This is a genomic window from Thermosynechococcus sp. NK55a, from assembly GCF_000505665.1.
GTDB lineage: Bacteria > Cyanobacteriota > Cyanobacteriia > Thermosynechococcales > Thermosynechococcaceae > Thermosynechococcus.
Map to the genome: position 1 here is coordinate 555,739 of NC_023033.1, position 18,308 is coordinate 574,046.

Here is an 18,308-nt window from a genome sequence, read left to right on the forward strand (position 1 = left end):
AGACTAGGCACGCGCTAACCCCAGCGATCGCCCGCAGGCCTCCACTGCCTGGGCCACCGCCGCTGCCACCCGTGGATCAAACACCGAGGGAATAATATAGGCGGCCTGTAGTTCAGAGGGACTCACCAAGGCCGCAATCGCCTCCGCTGCCGCGAGGAACATCTCCTCGGTCATTCGCGGTGCCCGACAGGCAAGGGTACCCTTAAACACCCCCGGAAAGGCCAGCACATTGTTGATTTGATTCGGATAGTCACTGCGGCCGGTAGCCACCACCGCCACATGGTTAGAGATGAGTTCGGGTTGGATTTCCGGAACGGGATTGGCCATCGCAAAAACAATCGCTTCCTTGGCCATGCGCTGCACCATTTCCACGGTGAGGACGCCAGGGGCACTCAAGCCAATGAAAACATCGGCGTCCACAAGGGCATCGGCAAGGGTTCCTGTTTGGGCAACAGCAAATTCCTGTTGAGCAGGAGTTAGGTCTGCCTGCACCGAGAGAATCCCGCGGCGATTACATAAAATTAAGTCTTTGGCCCCAGCTTTGCGCAGGAGTCGTGCCACGGCAATCCCGGCTGCCCCTGCACCATTAATAACAATGCGCACCGTTTCTAAGGATTTACCCACCAATTGCAGGGCATTTTTGAGGGCAGCGAGGGTGACAATAGCAGTGCCATGCTGGTCATCGTGAAACACAGGGATATCCAATTCTTCCTGCAGACGGGCTTCTATCTCAAAGCAGCGGGGGGCACTAATATCCTCCAGGTTGATGCCCCCAAAGACAGGGGCAATCCGCTTCACAGTGGCAACGATTTCATCCACCTCTTGGGTGGCCAAGCAGATGGGAAACGCGTCCAAGCCAGCAAATTCTTGAAAGAGCATCGCTTTGCCCTCCATCACCGGTAGGGCAGCCTCTGGGCCGATATTGCCCAATCCCAACACAGCGCTCCCGTCACTGACAATGGCAATGGTATGGCTTTTAATCGTGAGTTTGTGAACCAAGTCTGGATCGTCAGCGATCGCCTGGGATACCCGACCCACACCCGGCGTATAGGCCATCGCCAGATCGTCATATCCTTGCAGAGGATGCTTGCTTTTAACGGTGATTTTGCCCCCCTCATGGAGGCGAAATGTGCGATCGCTCACCTCTAGCACTGTGGCTTGGGTGTCAGATTTGACAGCATTGACAATGGCCTCAGCATGATCGCGGCTGGCAGCCACCACCACCAGTTCCCGTAGGATTTTATTGGCGGTTTTCTCAATGAGCGTAATGGAATCCACTTGCCCGTGTTGCCCGCCAATGATCTGCAAAACAGTGCCCAATTCCGTCGGATCTAAGGAGGTCTCTAATCGCAGGGTCAGACTATAGGCAGGCGTCGGGGTTAGCTTAACCATCTAAAATTTAATGGCAAAAGGTACTGTCTGATGATAACACCTCTACCTAGCTTCCTGTGTGGGTGACAATGGGTAGTGGTTCGGCTGCGCAGGTGGCCAAAATGGCGCGATCGCTAGGGCTCAAGCGAGGCAAACTATAGAAACTGAGTAAATCAATTTCTGCTTGGTAGGGCTCTTCTTCATAGGTAGGCAGAACCGTCACCTGCAGCTGGCGATCGCCGACGGTACCCCGAAAACAATCAAAGGAGGAATTGGGCAGATAAAGCGCCCCGTAAACCTTACGATCTTGCACTGCAAAGACAATGTAACTACGACCTACTCGCTGCGGTTGGGGAGATTCACCAAAGAGGTAGAGTCCATTCGCCAACGGCAATTGATGTTCTCCTGCTAAAGGGAGTGTCGGTCCCGCGATCGCCAACCCACTGGCTGACCAAAGGGCAATAGCTCTCAGTAAAACCGACAGTGACCAGCTCAATCGTGCCAAGGCAGTCATTCTATTGTCCTACCTGAAACGAGAAATGGCTTAAACCAGCATTCTGCGGTGTCAATCTAGGGCAGGGCAGTGAGGTAACGCTGATACTTTAGATCGTGACAGGTTTATCGCGGTCTGTGGGTGGAAGTATGCCAGCAGTGGCACAGGCACAAATTGACGGAATGCTCAGGAGTGACCATTTCATCGGGAACAAGAACAGGAACACAAGCGGCCATAGGAGCGTCTAGCACGTCAAAAGCTGCTAAAGCCGCCCACATCAAGGGTTTGCGTATTATTACCGATTATTGATTGCATCAGACCCTCCCCAATGTGCATCAGACCCTCCCCAATGTAGGGAGGGAGGAGGAGATGACTATGAAACTTTCGAGAAACACAAAACTTAACTTCATTGTTACTCTTCTTTTTATCACTTTTGGCGCAACACTTTCCCTAGCCCAAACGCCCTCGAAGCGAAAGGGGCCTCCGCCCATGTTTACCCCAAACGTCATCAACGACCGGACGCTGCCGAATAAACCCGAGATTGAGGGACCGGTTGCGCCGCCAGAGCTCGAAACCCCACCCTTTCTGAAATCACCTGTGCCGCCGCGTCAACCGGAGCCGCTACCCATACCCGATGAGATCGAGGAGCGCCAAGCCTCACCCGACTTGAGGAGTGCTCCCCAAAAGCCCTGTCCAAAGACCATTGTCCTCCAGGCGCCCCCGCCCCCGACCACCACGCCCTATGGCCCGGACTTCCCTAGCACACCCGGTCCGCAATGGATAGAGCCGAACTTCAACGGTACGACACCAAACCGCCAGGTGCGGCATACTTTCCAGTGGCAGGGCTGCAAAGAATGCTGCTGCGAGGTGCAAAAGGCTAAGCTAGTGGTCACCCTCAAGGCGCTACAGAATGGCCAATCGCACCAAAGCCCTGATGCAGGTAATGACAGCATCTCCCTCTGGAAAAACGGCAGTGTGTTGTACTGGCAGTACCTGTGGCCCAACACTGGGGTGAGTGCCGGCACGACAACAACCCTCACGATTCCGATTGCGCCCTCTTGGCTGAACGGCTACCGGCTGAGCTTCCTGGTTCAAGACGATACGGCGGTGCTAAATGCTAAGCTGGTCGTCACTGGCTGCTGTGTGAAGCCCAACATTCAACCATAATCCAAACCATAATCCACTTTTCCACTTTTCCTAGGCGCCCTGAGGGCGCCTGTTTTTTGCCTGAACTGCTGTAGTCAGCTATTACAGTTGACTGAGAGGGAAGGATTAATTTCTTTTTAATCTCCATATATTTTAAGTCCGATAGAAAACGTTAATTTTCTTTGCAAAGTCCTCGGTTGTGTAGCCTGGATCGCACAGAGAAATCAAGGCAAAAGGCTATCATGATTGTCAAATTGCGTCTGAGTTCGGGTTATGACACTGTACATCGGCAACCTCTCCTACGAGGCCACTGAAAACGATCTTCGCGAAGTTTTTGAAAAATATGGTGCCATTCGCCGGATTGTGTTGCCGGTGGATCGCGAAACCGGTAAGCGACGGGGCTTTGCTTTTGTTGAACTGGCAGATGAAACTCAGGAGGCCGTTGCCATTGATGATCTTGATGGTGCTACATGGCTAGGGCGAGTCCTGAAAGTGAACAAGGCCAAGCCAAAACAGGCGGGGGGGCAGGCAAACTCTTCCTTATAAGGGCATACTGGTAGGGAAGTGCTGTTCACTTTTGCTGCTATGCCTCGACGTTCGCCATCTCCACCGCGTCCCCGTCCCCAAACTCGTCGTCCGCCAGAGCCAGAATCCAAGTCAGCGGTGAACACCCGTACCTTGGCAATCTTAGGTGGCGTTTTCATTATTGGGGTTGGCGTTGGCGTCACCTTTAGCAAAACCACGACCCTTAACCCCGATAATGTGGCCTCGACGCAGTTTATTGATCAAGCAGCACCCAATCCCGATATTTGCGTGCAATTTGGTGCGAGCGCGATCGCGGTGGATACGCGGATTTTTGTGACCTTTAATCCCTTTTCAGTTTTTGTGTCCCAACCCTCTATGCAACCGGGCTGTGTTCTGCGGGCCAATAACGTTGCCCTCCTAGAACAGCGACAACTCATTACGGGTGAACAGTTGCGCAGTTGTCGCCAACGGCTGAATACCTTTGGCTATGTCGGCAACCTAGACGCCAAGCCTGAAATTAGCTGTGTCTATCAGAGCACAACGGATAAAAACCTCTTCCTCAAACTCTCAGGCTTGGGTAATGGTGCTGCGGGTGAAACCGGTAATTTCTAGGACGCAACCATGAAGGCGATGAAGTGGCCACGGCTACGCTGGCGTGCAAGTCAGGGTGTACAACGCTTGGGTACAGCCTTTCTCTTAGCGGGTCAAGTCACCTATCATTTGCTGCGGGGGCGGATTGCTCTGCGGAACTTGATTGAGCAAATGGCTTTGGTGGGGCCTGCTTCCCTCAGTGTTGCCCTGATTACAGCCGCTTTTGTGGGTATGGTGTTTACGATTCAGGTCGCCCGTGAATTTATTACCTTTGGTGCCACCTCTGCGGTAGGTGGGGTGCTGGCGATCGCCCTTGCACGGGAACTAGGGCCTGTGCTGACAGCAGTGGTGCTCGCCGGGCGGGTGGGCTCCGCCTTTGCGGCTGAAATTGGGACTATGAAAGTCACTGAGCAGATTGACGCCCTCTATATGTTAGGCACTGATCCCGTAGATTACTTGGTGGTGCCACGGTTTATTGCCTGTGTGCTCATGTTGCCAATTCTTAATATCTTAGCCCTGGTAACGGGCTTGTGGGGGGGCTTGATTATTGCTGATTATCTCTACGGTATTCCCCGGGCGATCTATATTGAGTCCATTCAGAACTTTCTGCAAACTTGGGATCTTTGGAGCTCAATTATCAAATCGGGCATTTTTGGTGGTGTGGTGGCCATCATTGGCTGCAATTGGGGCATTACAACCACAGGGGGCGCCAAGGGCGTCGGTCAATCCACCACGGCGGCGGTGGTGATCTCGCTCCTGGCCATTTTTATTCTCAACTTTTTCCTGTCTTGGGCACTCTTTGGCGGCAACAGTAGCCTCGTACCCCCGTTGTAGAGGGTTGGCCGATGGAACTGCGAGTCGGACAAGGCTGGCGGGTGGGCCGGCGCAGTGATCAACACTATGCAGGTCTAGTGGGGGCAGAGGATTGGGCCACCGAACTCACTGACAGCGAGTTTAGGGCATTTGTGGAGTTATTTCGCCAACTCCATGGGCAGCTGCAGGCGATCGCCCCGGAATTGATGCCCGAGGAAATGATTACCCTCAGTGGTAGCAACGACGCGGTGCACTTGGAATTGGAGGGCTATCCCCATGCCTATAGCCTGCATCTGATTGTGTTGGGCGATCGCCGTGTTGAGGGTACATGGCCTGCCCCTGTGCCCCCCGACTTTCTCCTTGCCTGCTGTGAACTCGAGCACAGGATTGCGAAGGAGCAAAGTTTACAATAGAAAACATCCTTCTCGGTTGCGATCGCCCCTATGACCTCTGCGAAATCCCCGAAGGTCAGCCCCCCCTTGGCGGCACTGGTCAACACCATCAAACAGTTACAACAGCAAGAGCAAATTGGGGGACTCATTGCTCCTTTGGTGAGCTTTGCCCAAGAAGCCCTTGGCATGTCCTTTCTTTGGTTGGGGCTGTACAATGAAGGCTCCAAACAACTCATTGGCCAAGGGGGCACAACGCCCCTCGGTGATCATCCCTTTCTCAAACAGAAACTGACCCTTGCTGCAGGCAGCCTTCTCGATCAGGTGTTGATGAACCGCAAGCCCATTAGTTTGCCCAGTCTCAAGGAAGAACCTCGCCTAGGAGAATTACGGGAAGCCGCTACCCGTTTGGGTATTGAAGGCACCGCTATCTATCCCATTGTCCGCCATCGTCAACCCCTTGGCATTCTTATAATTGGCTCCACCACATGGGGCGATACACTGCGGGGAGATGATTTGGCCCACATGAGCCTCCTAGTCAGTACCCTGGGCCCGGAACTGGAACGCCTAACAGCGACCAAAGCAACGAAAGCGGTACCAGAAGCAAAGCAAGCGGCTGCTCCCACAATTACCAGTGATGACCCCATACGCCATCTGCTGCAGGAGGCCAGCCGTGCCAATAGCTTCGGCCAACGTATTGAAGCGCTGTTGCTGGCAGTACACCAATTTTCTCAACCTCAACGTACCAGCCTCTTTTGGCGAGATTTGGAGCAACCCCTCTATCGGCGGCGTAGTTACACTGTGGGTAAACCCCAGGGCCGCGAGAGCCAGCGGCAACCCCTAGCGATTACGCAGCAGGAGTTAGCCGGTTGTTATACTGCCTTTGCCAGTGGCCAAATCGTGAGCGTCAGCGATAGTCAAAGTGTCGTCAGTGCCACCGCACCCTTGCGGCTGATGCAAATGCTCAACTGCCGTGCCCTTCTGGCAACCCCGATTCTGGTGGGCACGGATGTCGTGGGCTTTCTCACATTCGAGCGCAATGAGCCTTACCCTTGGAACGACAACGAGAAGAAACTCCTGCAAGTCACCGCAGAGCTATTGGCCTTGGCAGCGCCCACTGAACGCCTGGAACATCTCTTGGCCCAAACCCGGCATGCCCAAAGCTTGGCGAGTGAGTTGGCTCAAGCCATCTGTGAGGAGCAGGACTGGAGGCGGGTGCTCCACCGGGCGGGCGAAAAGTTAGCGGCGGATCTAGGGGCGCAGTGGGTCTTTTTGCTGACCTATAACTCCCTGACCCAAGCCTTTGATGTCCTGTTTCAGTATCCCGCTCCCCGGGGGCGCGATCGCCATCCGCCCTTCCCGCCATTGCCAAAAATGGATTGGCAGCTTCTGGAAACAGCCACAACCGCCATTGCCCTTGAGGACTACAGCAATGAATTGCGCCTTTACTCTTGGAGGGAGGTTCTCAGCAAGCTGAATATCCAGTCCCTTCTGGTGGCAACCACCACCCCTGGCCATTCCTTGGAGGCGCTGCTGCTGGCGGGGCGCACTGAACCCACCGTTTGGGGCAAAAGTCAGCAAACTCTTGTGCAGGAGGTGGCTCGTATCCTTGGCCTGATTAGCCATCAGTGGCAACTGCAAAACACCAATACGCAGCAGGAGCAGGTACGATCGGCAATGTTGGCGGGGTTAAGGGCCCTGCAACGCACCCAAAACCTCGAGCGTCTTGAAATGACGGGCTTGCAGCAGCTCATGAATTTGATGCAGGTGCCCCTTGTGGCTTTAGTGACTTGGCGACCCGGTCAAACCGTTGGCTCAATTGTGGCACCGCCCCCCAGCCATCCCAAGTTTGCCATTCGCAACGACACTGAGATTGCCATCTACGAGGATCCCTTGATCCACAGTGCCCTGATGGCCTCCCAAGCCGACGTCAGTGGCAATCCCTACGCTTGGTTGATTCAAACCACGGCCGCTGAACTGGATCCCCGTACCCGTGAGTGGCTGTCAGGCCCAGACATGGGCCAGATTTTGGCGATCGCCCTGCGCACTGATCCAGAATATGAACCGTCGGGAGTGCTGATTGTTGCCGATCGCCGCGATCGCCTCTGGTCAACCTTGCACCTAGAGGCCTTCATTACCCTTGTCAACCATTTAGCTTGGGCACACCGCAGCACCTCCCTCATTCAGATGCTCACCCAAGGCTGGCAGACCCTTGAAACCCTCAACTGGTACAAACACCGTCGCCTTGAACAGGTCTATGGTCAACTCGCGAGTCTCTGCAATCAGTTGACGCAATGGGTTCAGCAGCACCCCGAGGCAGATTCACTGCTGCGGCGGTTGGGCACGCTCCTGCAAACCCAGCTGGAATCTCTCCATCCTCTCTTGAGCCATGAGGTGTGGCAACTGGACAAAGCCACCCAGACAGCAGGCCTAGCGGTAGTCCTCAAGCGAGTGATGGATCGCATTGAAAACTGGAAGCAGCGCAAACAACTGTGGATTCAAGTTCACAATCAACCTGTGCTCACCCTCAATGGTGACCTTAGCAAGCTGGAGTTAATCCTCTATGAATTGCTGCTTTTTGCCTGCCAGCGATCGCCCTCCCAAGGCCGCATTGACATTTGGTGCCAGCAAATGGAAGGTATGGGTCAGGGGGGGAAAATGGAGTCTTGGCTGGAACTCTCCATTACCGACAATGGGGAAGTGGAGCCACAGTTACTCATTAAACTGCACCAACTGGAGCATCTTGACTGGCTTGCTCCCTCTAGCCTTGATCAGCCCCCCGGGCGCCACCTCAAAATTTGCTGCCATCTTTGTCAACGCCTAGGCTACAGCCTCGACATGTATAAGTTAGAAGATGGCCGCTTCCTGAGTCGTCTGCTCATTCCCCTAAATAATGGCGACACGGGTACCTTCGAACTGCAATCTTCACAGCCACGCCAATGACCCCCAGCACGATCGCCCTTCTGGGGCTCCCCAACACTGGTAAATCGACATTTTTCAATCGCATTGCTGCTGCCCGTGCCCATGTGGGCAACTGGCCGGGGATTACCGTGGACTTAGCAGAAGCCGAGATTTTCCTCAATGGTGAGAGGGTTAAGCTGGTGGATTTACCGGGCATCTACGATCTGGCGGGGACAGCTGCCGATGAAACCATTGTGCGTGAGTTTTTCCAACGCGTGCCGGTGCGGTTGGTGTTAGTGATTCTCAATGCCAGTCAGATTCAGCATCAATTGCGCTTAGCCCTTCAGGTGAAGGCTTGGGGGCTACCCATGGTGGTGCTTTTGAATATGGCTGATGAAGCTCGGCAACTGGGGATTCAGATTAATACTGAGAAGTTGAGCGATCGCCTGGGGGTGCCCGTCGTTGCTCTCAGTGCCAAATACGGTGGTGGCTATTGGGAGGCCTACGAAACCATTTGCCATGCTCTCAAGGAAGCACCTATTCCCCAAGACCCGCTCCTCCAGCCAACGTTGCCAGAGCTTGATTTGGGAGCGATCGCCCCCCTATTGGCGGACACCGTCACTTTCCCCAGTCGCACCGTTCGCAGACTAACCGAGCAATTGGATCACTGGTTGCTACACCCCCTGTGGGGATTGCCCCTCTTTTTTGGGGGGCTATACCTTGTCTTTCAAGGGGTATGGGTACTGGGCCTAGGGCTTCAAGGCTGGCTCAGTGACACCTTTGAAGCCTTTCAGGCACAGGTGCTGGCGCCATTCTTCGCAGGGCTTCCCCCCTTGCTCAGCAGTTTGCTAATCGAGGGCATCTATGGCGGCATGACCACAGTGGCAGCGTTTGTGCCCTTAGTAACCATCTTCTTTATTGTGATGGCGATCGTCGAGGACAGTGGCTACCTGGCCCGTGCTGCTTATCTCATGGATGGCTTGATGGCACGCTTGGGTTTGGACGGCCGCAGTTTTGTTCTCAGCTTGATGGGCTTTGGCTGCAATGTGCCGGCCTTGATGGCCACCCGGATTATTCGCTCGCCGGGGCTGCGGCTGCTGACAATGCTGATCATTCCCTTTTCCCTCTGTTCAGCACGGCTACAGGTGTTTGTCTTTCTCATTGCCTGCTTGTTTCCACCGCAGTGGGGGGCAGCCGTCCTGCTGTCCCTCTATGGTTGGAGCATCCTTGCAGCCTTGTTCACTGCCCTCTGTTTTCAAGGCTATTTCCCGAATACGGATCCCTTTTTGCTGGAGTTGCCCCCCTATCGTTGGCCGACGGCACAACAGGTGCTCCTGCGGGCGTGGGGCGAGGTGCGGCACTTTCTCTCGCGGGCAACGGGCTTCATTATGATCGGTGTCTTAGGGGTGTGGGCATTGACCCATTTGCCCTTGAATGCAACGCCCGCCAGCCCAGAAACCTGGGCGGGCCAACTGGGAAGAGCGCTACAACCGCTTTTAGCACCGGCGGGCATTACCCCTGAACTGACGATCGCCCTCATTGTCGGTTTTGTGGCCAAGGAAATTGTCATTGGCGCGTTGGCAGTTATCTATCACCTTTCGGGTACCTCCCTACAGCAGGCGATCGCCCAGGACTTGACCCCGCTGCAGGCCTACAGCTTTATGCTTTTTACTCTCCTCTATACCCCCTGTCTCAGCACCCTTGCCACCCTCTGGAGTGAATCCAAACGCAAGCAGTTTACAATTTTTGCTATCCTCTATGCCTTGGTAATGGCGTGGGTCGTCAGTGGCAGTGTGTATCAGCTTGGGCACTGGTGGGGATGGGGCTAGTGACCACTCTTTGCGGCATTGGCATAGGACCTGGCGATCCCGAACTCATTACCCTTAAAGGTTGGCGACGCCTACAACAAGCAAGGGTGATTGCTTTTCCGGCGGGGCTACAGAAACGGCGTGGTATTGCCGAGGAGATTATTTCTCCCTACAAACAACCCCAGCAAATTTACCTTCCCCTCGAGTTCCCCTATGTTCTTGAGCAAGATATCTTAAAACGGGCATGGCAAAAGGCAGCCGATCAAGTCTATGCATACCTTGCTCAGGGCACTGATGTGGTCTTTGTGTCTGAGGGGGATGTCAGTTTCTACAGTACGTTTTCCTATCTAGCAGCAGCCGTCCAGAACCTTGACCCCCATATTGCCCTTGAGGTGATTCCGGGAGTTTGCTCCCCCTTGGCAGCAGCGGCCAGTTTAGGGGTGCCCCTCACCTTGGGGAGGGAGCGCCTAGCGATTTTGCCAGCGATGTACCACGGGGATGAGCTCCCACGGGTATGGGCATGGGCAGAGGTGGTGGTTTTAATGAAGGTGCGATCGGTGTATGGCTCCGTCTGGCATTGGCTCAAGGAACATAATCTCTTGGAACAGGCGGCAGTGGTGAGCTGGGCAACAACGCCCAAACAACAAATCTACACCCCCCTTACAAACTATCCAGAGTTAACCCTGCCCTACTTTTCGCTGCTCATTGTTTGGAAGCGGCGCCCAATCTTGGAGAATGTTCTCGAGTGCCTAGGTCAATCCTAGATGTCCACTCAAATAGTCCTGTAACTGTCGGGCATGGTCGTGGGCTAGATCGGCTAAAGGCAGGTCACTCAGGGGAAAAGCCTCTACTGCCCGCACTTCCTTGGCGTCCAACACCTGCGGCTCACCAACCACCCGGGCAGCGATCGCGATACACACGGCATGGACACGGGGATCTCGCTTCGGGTCAGAGTAAACCCCCACTAGGCCTTCAAAGCTCTGGAGGCGCAGCCCTGTTTCTTCTGCCAGTTCGCGGGCGCCCGTCTCAAGAATGGTTTCTCCCCAATCCATCATACCCCCGGGCAGCGACCATTGACCGGTATCGCGGCGTTGCACCAAAATCAGGCGATCGCCTGCGGTCAAGGCAATGACTGACACCGCCACAAAGGGATGCCGCCAGAATCCCTTCAGGAAAAAGCCTAGAACTCGCCAAAACCCACTCACCCTTGCAGCCGCTCCAGATCCGCTAGCACTTGCGCCACGTGGGCATCGGGTTTGACCCGCCGATAAATGGCGGCAATTTTACCCGTGGGATCGATGAGAAACGTATCCCGATAGACACCCAGATATTCCTTGCCCAGGAACTTTTTCGGGCCATAGCTGCCGTAGGCCTGGGCAACCTTGGCATCCCCATCTGCCAGCAGCCGAAAGGGCAAGTCGAGCTTTTGCTGGAATTTGGCGTGGGAGGCGACACTGTCGGGGCTGATGCCTAAGATAACGACGTTGCGATCGCCCAAAGTGGCACTAACCTCACGGTAGGCGCGGGCTTCTTTGGTGCAGCCAGGGGTATTGTCACGGGGATAGAAATAGAGAATCACCCACTGACCTTGAAAGTCAGCCAAACGCACCAGCTGACCAGTGGCATCCGCCAGTTCAAAGGGGGGAGCGATCGCCCCAGGGGTTAGGGACATCTTTGAGCAATTCCCAATGGTTGACCACTTCTATCTTCCCCTAGTTTGGCGCCTGCTGGGGTGGCCAAGGAGGGTAGCCTCTAGCCCTTAGAGAAAAAGAGGCGAATCAATAGGTACAGCATGAGCTGGCGATAACGATAGAGCAGGAAGGCGATCGCCGGTGTCAGAACCACAAAAAAGCCGTAGAGACCGACCACGGTGGCTAAATCGGTGTGGAAAAAGTCGCGGGCAAGGCGAACAAAGTCGTGATCAATGCCCCCCTTACCCATGAGGTACATCTCCCGAAACACAGGATTAAACTGCAACTGCCAAGCAAAGCGCATATTAAAAAACACAATGAAAAACCCCAGCATACTGTAGAGGGGACGTTCAACGGGGTAGCGGCACCCCCAACCACTGAGGGCACGGTAGAGAAAAATCACGGCAAAAATCAGTTCAAAGCCATGCCCCATGGCCACAAAAAGCATTTCATGGATAGGACTAAAGGCCACAAGGCTGTAGAGCAGCGTCAAGACCCCAAGGCAAATAAGGGTAAGCCGATTTTGACGGTAGAAATAGGCCAAGGCCAGTAATCCTGCATAGATGAGCAGGACAAGACCCCCTGCGCGATCGCCATGGAGGGTGACGCCACCACCGTAGCGAAAATCAAAGGCCGGAACCGCTGGATAGCCAAAGAGCCACGCCATCACTGCATGACCCAGCTCGTGAACCAGAGTCACCAGCGGACTGAGCAAAAATGTCACCTGCTCTGAAGCAAGGAGCAAAAGCGATAGACCCAACCCGGCTGCGATCCCTTGCCCATCTTGGGTGCTGAGGGGTTGTACAGGAATGCCAAACTCCTCCCTGCGGGGAGGGGTGGGGAGCTGCTGACGCAGGTGCTCCCCCTTGGCAAGGCGCAGTAACTCATGGGGACGGGTCAGGTCAAGCACCGCTTCCCAGAGATCGTTGCTGTCTTGGGAAGCTGTGATCAGGAGACTACTGTGGGCATAGCTTGGCCAATGGATCAGTTCGCGAGCAAGTAGTGTTAGCACAATCGCAGCCGGGACAGCTGTTGGACACTGCAGGCGCAACAGGAGAGATTCTGGCTGCTGACCCACTGTGACCCCTATCCCCTGGGGGGCAAGGGCCGCTGCTAGGAGGGCTTGAATGGCCTCAAGATTCCCTCTGGCAGCCACTCGGCGTAGAGCAGAGCGGGTCATGATCTATTCCGATTCCAGGCGGCGTAGCCACTCGCGATCAATGGCTTCCGATTGGGCGAGTTCCTGCTCCACTAAATCCTGATCTGAGCGATAAATGACATCCTGTTCACGGATTTGCCGCTGCTGGGCATAGGCTTGAGCGGCCCGTAATTTGGCACGCAACTGGGGTGTGGGATTGGCCAAGAGATTAGCGAAGTGGTAGCGGCGGGCATTGCGATCGCGAATGCGTTGATTTTGCCACAGTAACCAGTAGTACCGCCCCAAGGGAACCCCCAAAAAGCCAATGCCATAGCCAAGTAAAATCCAAAAGATCGAGGCAACAAAGGCCACCAGTCCCCCCAGCTCTTGGGCGATCGCCCCATCTCCCAGCAGGTACCACAGCATCAGTGCACCGATGAGATTGACACAGCCCAAGCCAATGGCCACCATAACTTGCCAAGCGGGCGCCCGACTAAAGCGCCAGAGCTGCTCCTCCAAGATGGGGGGAAGTGTCGGCTGTGGCCCTTGGCGAGTTTGCGCCGTCGTTTGTAACTCAGGAAAGCAATAGATAATTTGCCCTGTCTCTGTAACCTGCGGACGACCATTAAAGTGGGTGAGCACAGGCAGCATGTACCACTCATCGTCCCCCGGATTGGTTTCTAAATCGAGATAGGGGGCAATTTGCTCTGCCGTAACTGCCCCGCCATTGTTGCGAATGACCTGGCCAATCAGCTGCCAGCGGCGTTCTTCAAGGTCAGCATTGGGATTGCCATCGCCAAAGAGGAAGGAATAGACCCCCTCAAAGAAGCTCATTTCCTCGCCATTTTCCCTTGATGGGGAGCGCGATCGCTGGGGGGAAGGATCGCCAAAGAAATACCAAAAGTCAGGAAAGACCCAAAAATTGAGGCCACCGCCCCCCCAAGAGCTGTCTTGGCCGCGATCGTCACCGTCTCGGCCTTGACTGGAAAGGGCAATCAAAATGATGGCGATCGCCAGAAAAATCAGGACAATCGAAATAATGAGAAAAATGCCAAAGGAAATGCGAATGAGATAGAAAACTATGCCCCAAACCCGCTGCGCTACCGCCCGCAGGCGCAGTTGCCAGTATTTTGCTTGCAGGATACTGCGGAAATTTCTTGGGAAGACGTAGACAATATCGCCGCTTTCGGCCACTTGCAGCGTTCCCCCAACATCGGCAGCCAGGGCCATTAATCCTTTTTCGGCCGTTTGTAGCGGTAATCCCACTGTACCCGCCACATCCCCTGCGGTAACTCGGTACCCCAGTGTGTCTACAGCCTGCATCAGGCGGTGATCAACCGTCATGTTTGCCTCCCTATTCGGCAAAACCCCTCTTGTTCCACCCTAGCGTTTTCCCACGGGTCTTGGCGAAGCAAAAAAGAACCCACCTCAGGGGCAGGTTCCCAAGGGATCAGTCTAAGAAAGAGGAGCCATTAGCCCACTGCTTCAAAATAGACCTTGGATTTGACGGGGTCAGGGTTCATCGTTTTGTCACCAGGTTGCCAGCCCGCAGGGCAGACTTCATCGGGGTGAGTTTGAACGTATTGAATCGCTTGGAGCACCCGCAGGGTCTCATCAACGCTGCGGCCAAAGGCTAAGTTATTGATTGTTGCGTGTTGAATCATCCCTTCTTTGTCAATGATGAACAGGCCGCGCAGGGCCACTCCTTCTTCGGTCAGCACATTGTAGGCAGTGCTGATTTCTTTTTTAGGTCAGACACCAAGGGATATTTGAGATCGCCGACACCACCAGCTTTGCGATCGGTTTGTGTCCAAGCCAAGTGGGAGAACTGGCTATCCACAGACACGCCAAGGATTTCGGTGTTCAATTTGGCAAATTCATCGTAGCGATCGCTAAAGGCAACAATTTCCGTGGGGCAGACAAAGGTAAAGTCCAAGGGATAAAAGAAGAGAACAACGTACTTACCGCGATAGTCCGAGAGCTTGATGGTTTTGAACTCTTGGTCATAAACAGCAACCGCTTCAAAATCGGGGGCGGGTTGACCGACACGCAGACAGTCAGACATAGAAAACCTCGTACTCCTAACTAGGATAGGTTGAATAGGGCTGTTTACATTTTTTAACAGCTATGCCTAATATATCATACTCATAACGGTTTTGATTATGAAATAGTTGATCGCTGCCACCGCCGCTCAAGGAAGCGGCAGAGCCGTGACAGGGGAAAGAGAGGGCAAAATAGAACATTGTCCCCAAAATATAAACAAAGAGCTTCTGCTGCGGATTTGTCATGGAATTGGCAAACGCGCTCGTCATATTTTGCAGTTCGGGCACCCCAATCCCCCCCAAAAGAGGGCCGTCCTGTATCAGCGTCATGAAGTTATTGGTAAAGGGGGCAGGATAATCAAAATGGCTTGGGGAAGAATAATTGCCATAGGATTTGCTGACCCGAGAGACCGAGGCTGAGGCTGGCTTCCGTTTGTCCAACGGTGGCACCTGCTGCCTTCTCGGAAAACCGTCATTTTTGTCAGGAGGATGATACCATCTTGTTTTCCAGGACACCATTCGCACCATCGGAAAAGTAGGCAAGGAATTCCTGATTGCCCGCAGGCCCCAAAATCGGCGAGGGAGTGACACCGTAGCACTGCCACCCCAAAGCTGCGGCTGCGGTTATCACCTGATCCACCGCTTCTTGACGCGCCTTGGCATCGCGCACTACACCCTTTTTGCCGAGGCGATCGCGCCCCACTTCAAATTGCGGCTTAATTAGAGCAATAAGCTCTCGCGGCGGCCGCAGTAATTCCCATAGGGCCGGCAACACTTTGGTTAAGGAAATAAAAGAGACATCCACCACCCCCAGATCGGGTCGGGGTCCATCGTCGGTGTACAGATCAGCGGGGGTTAGATAACGCAGGTTAGTGCGTTCCCTGAGAATAAGGCGCCGGTCCTGGCGCAGTTTCCAATCCACTTGGCCATAGCCCACATCAATGCCATAGACCAATTGGGCTCCCGCTTGCAGCAGACAATCCGTAAAGCCGCCTGTGGAAATACCGCCATCCAAACACACGCGATCGCGCACCACCACCGGAAAGACCCCCAGGGCATGGGCAAGCTTTTCACCCCCCCGCGAAACATAGGCGGGTTTTGCTTTCACCTGAATTGTGGCATCCACAGCCACCAGCGTCCCCGGCTTATCAATGGGAATATGGTTGACTTGAACTTCGCCAGCACGAATCCAGCGTTGTGCCTGTTGGCGGCTCTCACACAGATGCCGCTCCACAAGAAGACTATCCAAGCGTTGCTTTCGGGGAGTCATTGATTCTTCCGCAGGGGGGCAAAGGCAAAGAGCTGGTTGACATCAAGGGCTAACCCCCGCAACTGGGGTTGGGCAAAGAGGGTGGTTTGACTCTGCCACAGGGGCAAAAAGGCCACGGCCTCAGCATTGAGTTCCTGAAGCTGACGCAAGAGGGCGCCGCGGCGTTGGGGATTGGCCTCACGGCGACTGGCAACAATGAGAGCATTGGCCTCAGGACTGTAGAAAAACGACCCCCACGCAGCACTGGCACCCCTTTCACAGCCGGTGGCTACGGAACCGCGATCGCAACTCAGGAAGGGTTCAAGGTAGTTATCGGCATCGTAGAAATCACCGTACCAGTCGAGCAAGACCAAGGGATAGGCTCCACTTTCTAAATTGCGGTAGATCGTGGCGGAATCGGCACTGTCTAGTTGCACCTGAACGCGATCGCCCAAATCCCGCTCTAGGGAGGCTTTCAGAACCGTTGCCGCCAAGACATTACTGGGAACATTGGCACGGTACCAAAGGTTCACCACCAAGGGCTGCTGCGGTGAAATAGTCGTGTTCTGCAACCAGTGCTCTATTTGGCTAGAATCGCCGTCTCCATAGCGATCGCGAAAGACGGGCTCACTCACAGGAAATAAACTCGGCACTAAGGAGTACAGGGGTTCTGCTTCCCCCAAAAAGACTCGTTCTACGAGGCGCTGACGATTGACACTCGCAGCCAAAACCTGCCGCGCCGCCAATTGATCCCAAGGGGGTTGGCGCACATTGATGCTCAGGACGGTCACAGCGTTGCCTGCCCCCGTAATTACCTGCCAGTGCTTCGTTGGCGCTTGCCTCTTGAGGGCGCGAATTTGATTCGGATCGAGAGCACCGATCACCACATCCACTGCCCCCGTGCGAAAGGCATTGTAGAGATTGGCACTACTGGAGAAAATTTGCACACGAATGCCAGCATTTTCGGGTTTGGTGCCCCAATAGTCAGCAAAGGGTTCAAGGCGCACCCCATCCGTCCTGTAGGCCGCTAGGCGGTAAGGGCCTGTGCCCACAAATTGGGTCGGCAAGAAGCGATTGCCCGCTGCGCCATAGGCCGTAGGAGAAACAGCACACAAACCACTAAAGGCCAACAAATGGGGAAGAGCCCCAAAGGGTTCCTTAAGGCGAATTTCCAGCAAGTCCTCGGCGATCGCCTTAATTTCTTTGACTCGTCCTGCGAGCAGGGAGGCGGGCTGGCCACCACTATTCATAAATCGCTGCAGGGAAAAGGCCATGGCCGCAGCATTAAAGGGCGTCCCATCGTGGAAGTAAACCCCCCGCCGAAGGGGAATGCGGTAGGTGAGGCCATCTTCGCTAACTTCGGGTAAGGCAGTGGCCAGTTGGGGAATGAGGTCTTTGCCTTTGTAGGTATAGAGGCGATCGCCCAAATTGAACAGAAGCAGGCCCGCCAAGTTTTCGTAGGCATCAGCGGGGTCAAGGGTGCGCAGGCGAGCCGTGGTGCCAATGACAAGACTGTGATCCCCTTGGCGCGACCCCTCACCGCCACAGGCAACCAGCAGCAGGCTCAGCAACAGTACAAGACATCCCCACAGTAGCCGTTGTGCCACAGACACACCCGCTCGGTACATTATCCACTAGAATAAAGGGCGAGCGATGGGACTCGAACCCACGAATGGTGGAACCACAATCCACTGCCTTAACCACTTGGCTACGCTCGCCATGCCTCCTAAGCTAGTTTTCTAGCATAGCATAGAGAATTCTCCCATGAAAGTGCCTCTCCTTTCCCAAATCAGGGCACGCCCTCTCTGGTGCAGCGGTGGTGCCTTCTTGCTGTTGGGGATTATTGCGGCCTGCCTCACCAATCCCACCCCTGCCGACTATCAACGCCATACCGCAACGGAAATCAATACCTTCCTTTTGACTCAGGTGTGCCCAGAGATCATCAATCGCAATAGCGGCATAGCTATGGTGGCTTTGGAAGTCTGTGACCAACTCGAATCCCGCCCAGCAGAAGAGATTGAACGTTACATCGCCTACAACACCCAAGCCTATAACCTTGGCGTTGCCACCCTCTTTGTAACTGAACTGCCCATTCAAACCATCTGGAGCCTCGGCCTTTTTGGTCAAATTATTCCGCTAAGGCTATAAAGG

Annotated in this window: 18 protein-coding genes, 1 tRNA gene and 1 pseudogene; 9 read left to right on the forward strand and 11 right to left on the reverse strand. The window is 54.6% G+C overall.

What is annotated here, in order from left to right:
* Positions 1-3 precede the first annotated feature (3 nt).
* Positions 4-1,392, reverse strand: a complete 1,389-nt coding sequence (locus NK55_RS02685; RefSeq protein ID WP_024124298.1) for an NAD-dependent malic enzyme — start codon at positions 1,390-1,392, stop codon at positions 4-6.
* Positions 1,393-1,438: 46 nt separating this feature from the next.
* A complete protein-coding gene (locus NK55_RS12315; protein ID WP_024124299.1) occupies positions 1,439-1,885 on the reverse strand; it encodes a hypothetical protein in 447 nt (148 codons plus the stop codon).
* 468 nt (positions 1,886-2,353) lie between these two features.
* On the opposite strand from NK55_RS12315, the gene NK55_RS02695 reads away from it, so the two are divergent.
* The 8 genes from NK55_RS02695 to NK55_RS02730 all read left to right on the forward strand — a co-directional run bounded on the left by NK55_RS02695 (position 2,354) and on the right by NK55_RS02730 (position 10,801).
* Positions 2,354-3,031 (forward strand): hypothetical protein, encoded by a 678-nt coding sequence (locus NK55_RS02695; protein ID WP_162147165.1) that lies wholly within the window; start codon positions 2,354-2,356, stop codon positions 3,029-3,031.
* 252 nt (positions 3,032-3,283) lie between these two features.
* A complete protein-coding gene (locus NK55_RS02700) occupies positions 3,284-3,556 on the forward strand; it encodes an RNA-binding protein (RefSeq protein ID WP_024124301.1) in 273 nt (90 codons plus the stop codon).
* A 39-nt stretch (positions 3,557-3,595) separates the two neighbouring features.
* Positions 3,596-4,147, forward strand: coding sequence for a DUF3172 domain-containing protein (locus NK55_RS02705; RefSeq protein WP_024124302.1), 552 nt, complete (start codon positions 3,596-3,598; stop codon positions 4,145-4,147).
* A 9-nt stretch (positions 4,148-4,156) separates the two neighbouring features.
* Positions 4,157-4,960, forward strand: a complete 804-nt coding sequence (locus NK55_RS02710; protein WP_024124303.1) for an MlaE family lipid ABC transporter permease subunit — start codon at positions 4,157-4,159, stop codon at positions 4,958-4,960.
* A gap of 11 nt (positions 4,961-4,971) precedes the next feature.
* Positions 4,972-5,352 (forward strand): DUF1818 family protein, encoded by a 381-nt coding sequence (locus NK55_RS02715; protein ID WP_024124304.1) that lies wholly within the window; start codon positions 4,972-4,974, stop codon positions 5,350-5,352.
* Positions 5,353-5,382: 30 nt separating this feature from the next.
* Entirely contained in the window at positions 5,383-8,271 is a 2,889-nt protein-coding gene (locus NK55_RS02720; protein ID WP_024124305.1) for a GAF domain-containing protein, read from the forward strand.
* The gene (feoB, locus tag NK55_RS02725) at positions 8,268-10,058 is read left to right on the forward strand and encodes a ferrous iron transport protein B (RefSeq protein WP_024124306.1); all 1,791 of its coding nucleotides are present in this window, start codon (positions 8,268-8,270) and stop codon (positions 10,056-10,058) included. The genes NK55_RS02720 and feoB overlap by 4 nt, the downstream gene beginning before the upstream one ends.
* The gene (locus NK55_RS02730; RefSeq protein ID WP_024124307.1) at positions 10,049-10,801 is read left to right on the forward strand and encodes a precorrin-2 C(20)-methyltransferase; all 753 of its coding nucleotides are present in this window, start codon (positions 10,049-10,051) and stop codon (positions 10,799-10,801) included. Before feoB ends, NK55_RS02730 begins: the two co-directional genes overlap by 10 nt.
* Here the strand turns inward: NK55_RS02730 and NK55_RS02735 are convergent.
* The 9 genes and pseudogenes from NK55_RS02735 to NK55_RS02775 form a co-directional block, all read right to left on the reverse strand.
* Positions 10,787-11,242 carry an NUDIX domain-containing protein gene (locus tag NK55_RS02735; protein ID WP_024124308.1) on the reverse strand — a complete coding sequence of 152 codons (456 nt, stop codon included), beginning with the start codon at positions 11,240-11,242 and terminating at the stop codon, positions 10,787-10,789. The genes NK55_RS02730 and NK55_RS02735 overlap by 15 nt on opposite strands.
* A complete protein-coding gene (bcp, locus tag NK55_RS02740) occupies positions 11,239-11,709 on the reverse strand; it encodes a thioredoxin-dependent thiol peroxidase (protein WP_024124309.1) in 471 nt (156 codons plus the stop codon). Before bcp ends, NK55_RS02735 begins: the two co-directional genes overlap by 4 nt.
* A gap of 80 nt (positions 11,710-11,789) precedes the next feature.
* A complete protein-coding gene (locus NK55_RS02745; RefSeq protein WP_024124310.1) occupies positions 11,790-12,908 on the reverse strand; it encodes a hypothetical protein in 1,119 nt (372 codons plus the stop codon).
* 3 nt (positions 12,909-12,911) lie between these two features.
* Positions 12,912-14,210, reverse strand: coding sequence for a hypothetical protein (locus NK55_RS02750; protein WP_024124311.1), 1,299 nt, complete (start codon positions 14,208-14,210; stop codon positions 12,912-12,914).
* A gap of 128 nt (positions 14,211-14,338) precedes the next feature.
* Positions 14,339-14,931 (reverse strand): annotated as a pseudogene (locus tag NK55_RS02755) (peroxiredoxin).
* Positions 14,932-14,947: 16 nt separating this feature from the next.
* The gene (locus NK55_RS02760; protein WP_157869639.1) at positions 14,948-15,358 is read right to left on the reverse strand and encodes a hypothetical protein; all 411 of its coding nucleotides are present in this window, start codon (positions 15,356-15,358) and stop codon (positions 14,948-14,950) included.
* Positions 15,359-15,389: 31 nt separating this feature from the next.
* On the reverse strand, positions 15,390-16,178 hold the full coding sequence (locus NK55_RS02765) for a TlyA family RNA methyltransferase (RefSeq protein ID WP_024124313.1): 789 nt from the start codon (positions 16,176-16,178) through the stop codon (positions 15,390-15,392).
* The gene (locus NK55_RS02770; RefSeq protein WP_225871779.1) at positions 16,175-17,764 is read right to left on the reverse strand and encodes an ABC transporter substrate-binding protein; all 1,590 of its coding nucleotides are present in this window, start codon (positions 17,762-17,764) and stop codon (positions 16,175-16,177) included. The genes NK55_RS02765 and NK55_RS02770 overlap by 4 nt, the downstream gene beginning before the upstream one ends.
* Before the next feature lie 38 nt (positions 17,765-17,802).
* Positions 17,803-17,875, reverse strand: a tRNA-His gene (locus tag NK55_RS02775).
* A 46-nt stretch (positions 17,876-17,921) separates the two neighbouring features.
* On the opposite strand from NK55_RS02775, the gene NK55_RS02780 reads away from it, so the two are divergent.
* On the forward strand, positions 17,922-18,305 hold the full coding sequence (locus NK55_RS02780; protein WP_024124315.1) for a DUF4359 domain-containing protein: 384 nt from the start codon (positions 17,922-17,924) through the stop codon (positions 18,303-18,305).
* Positions 18,306-18,308 lie beyond the last annotated feature (3 nt).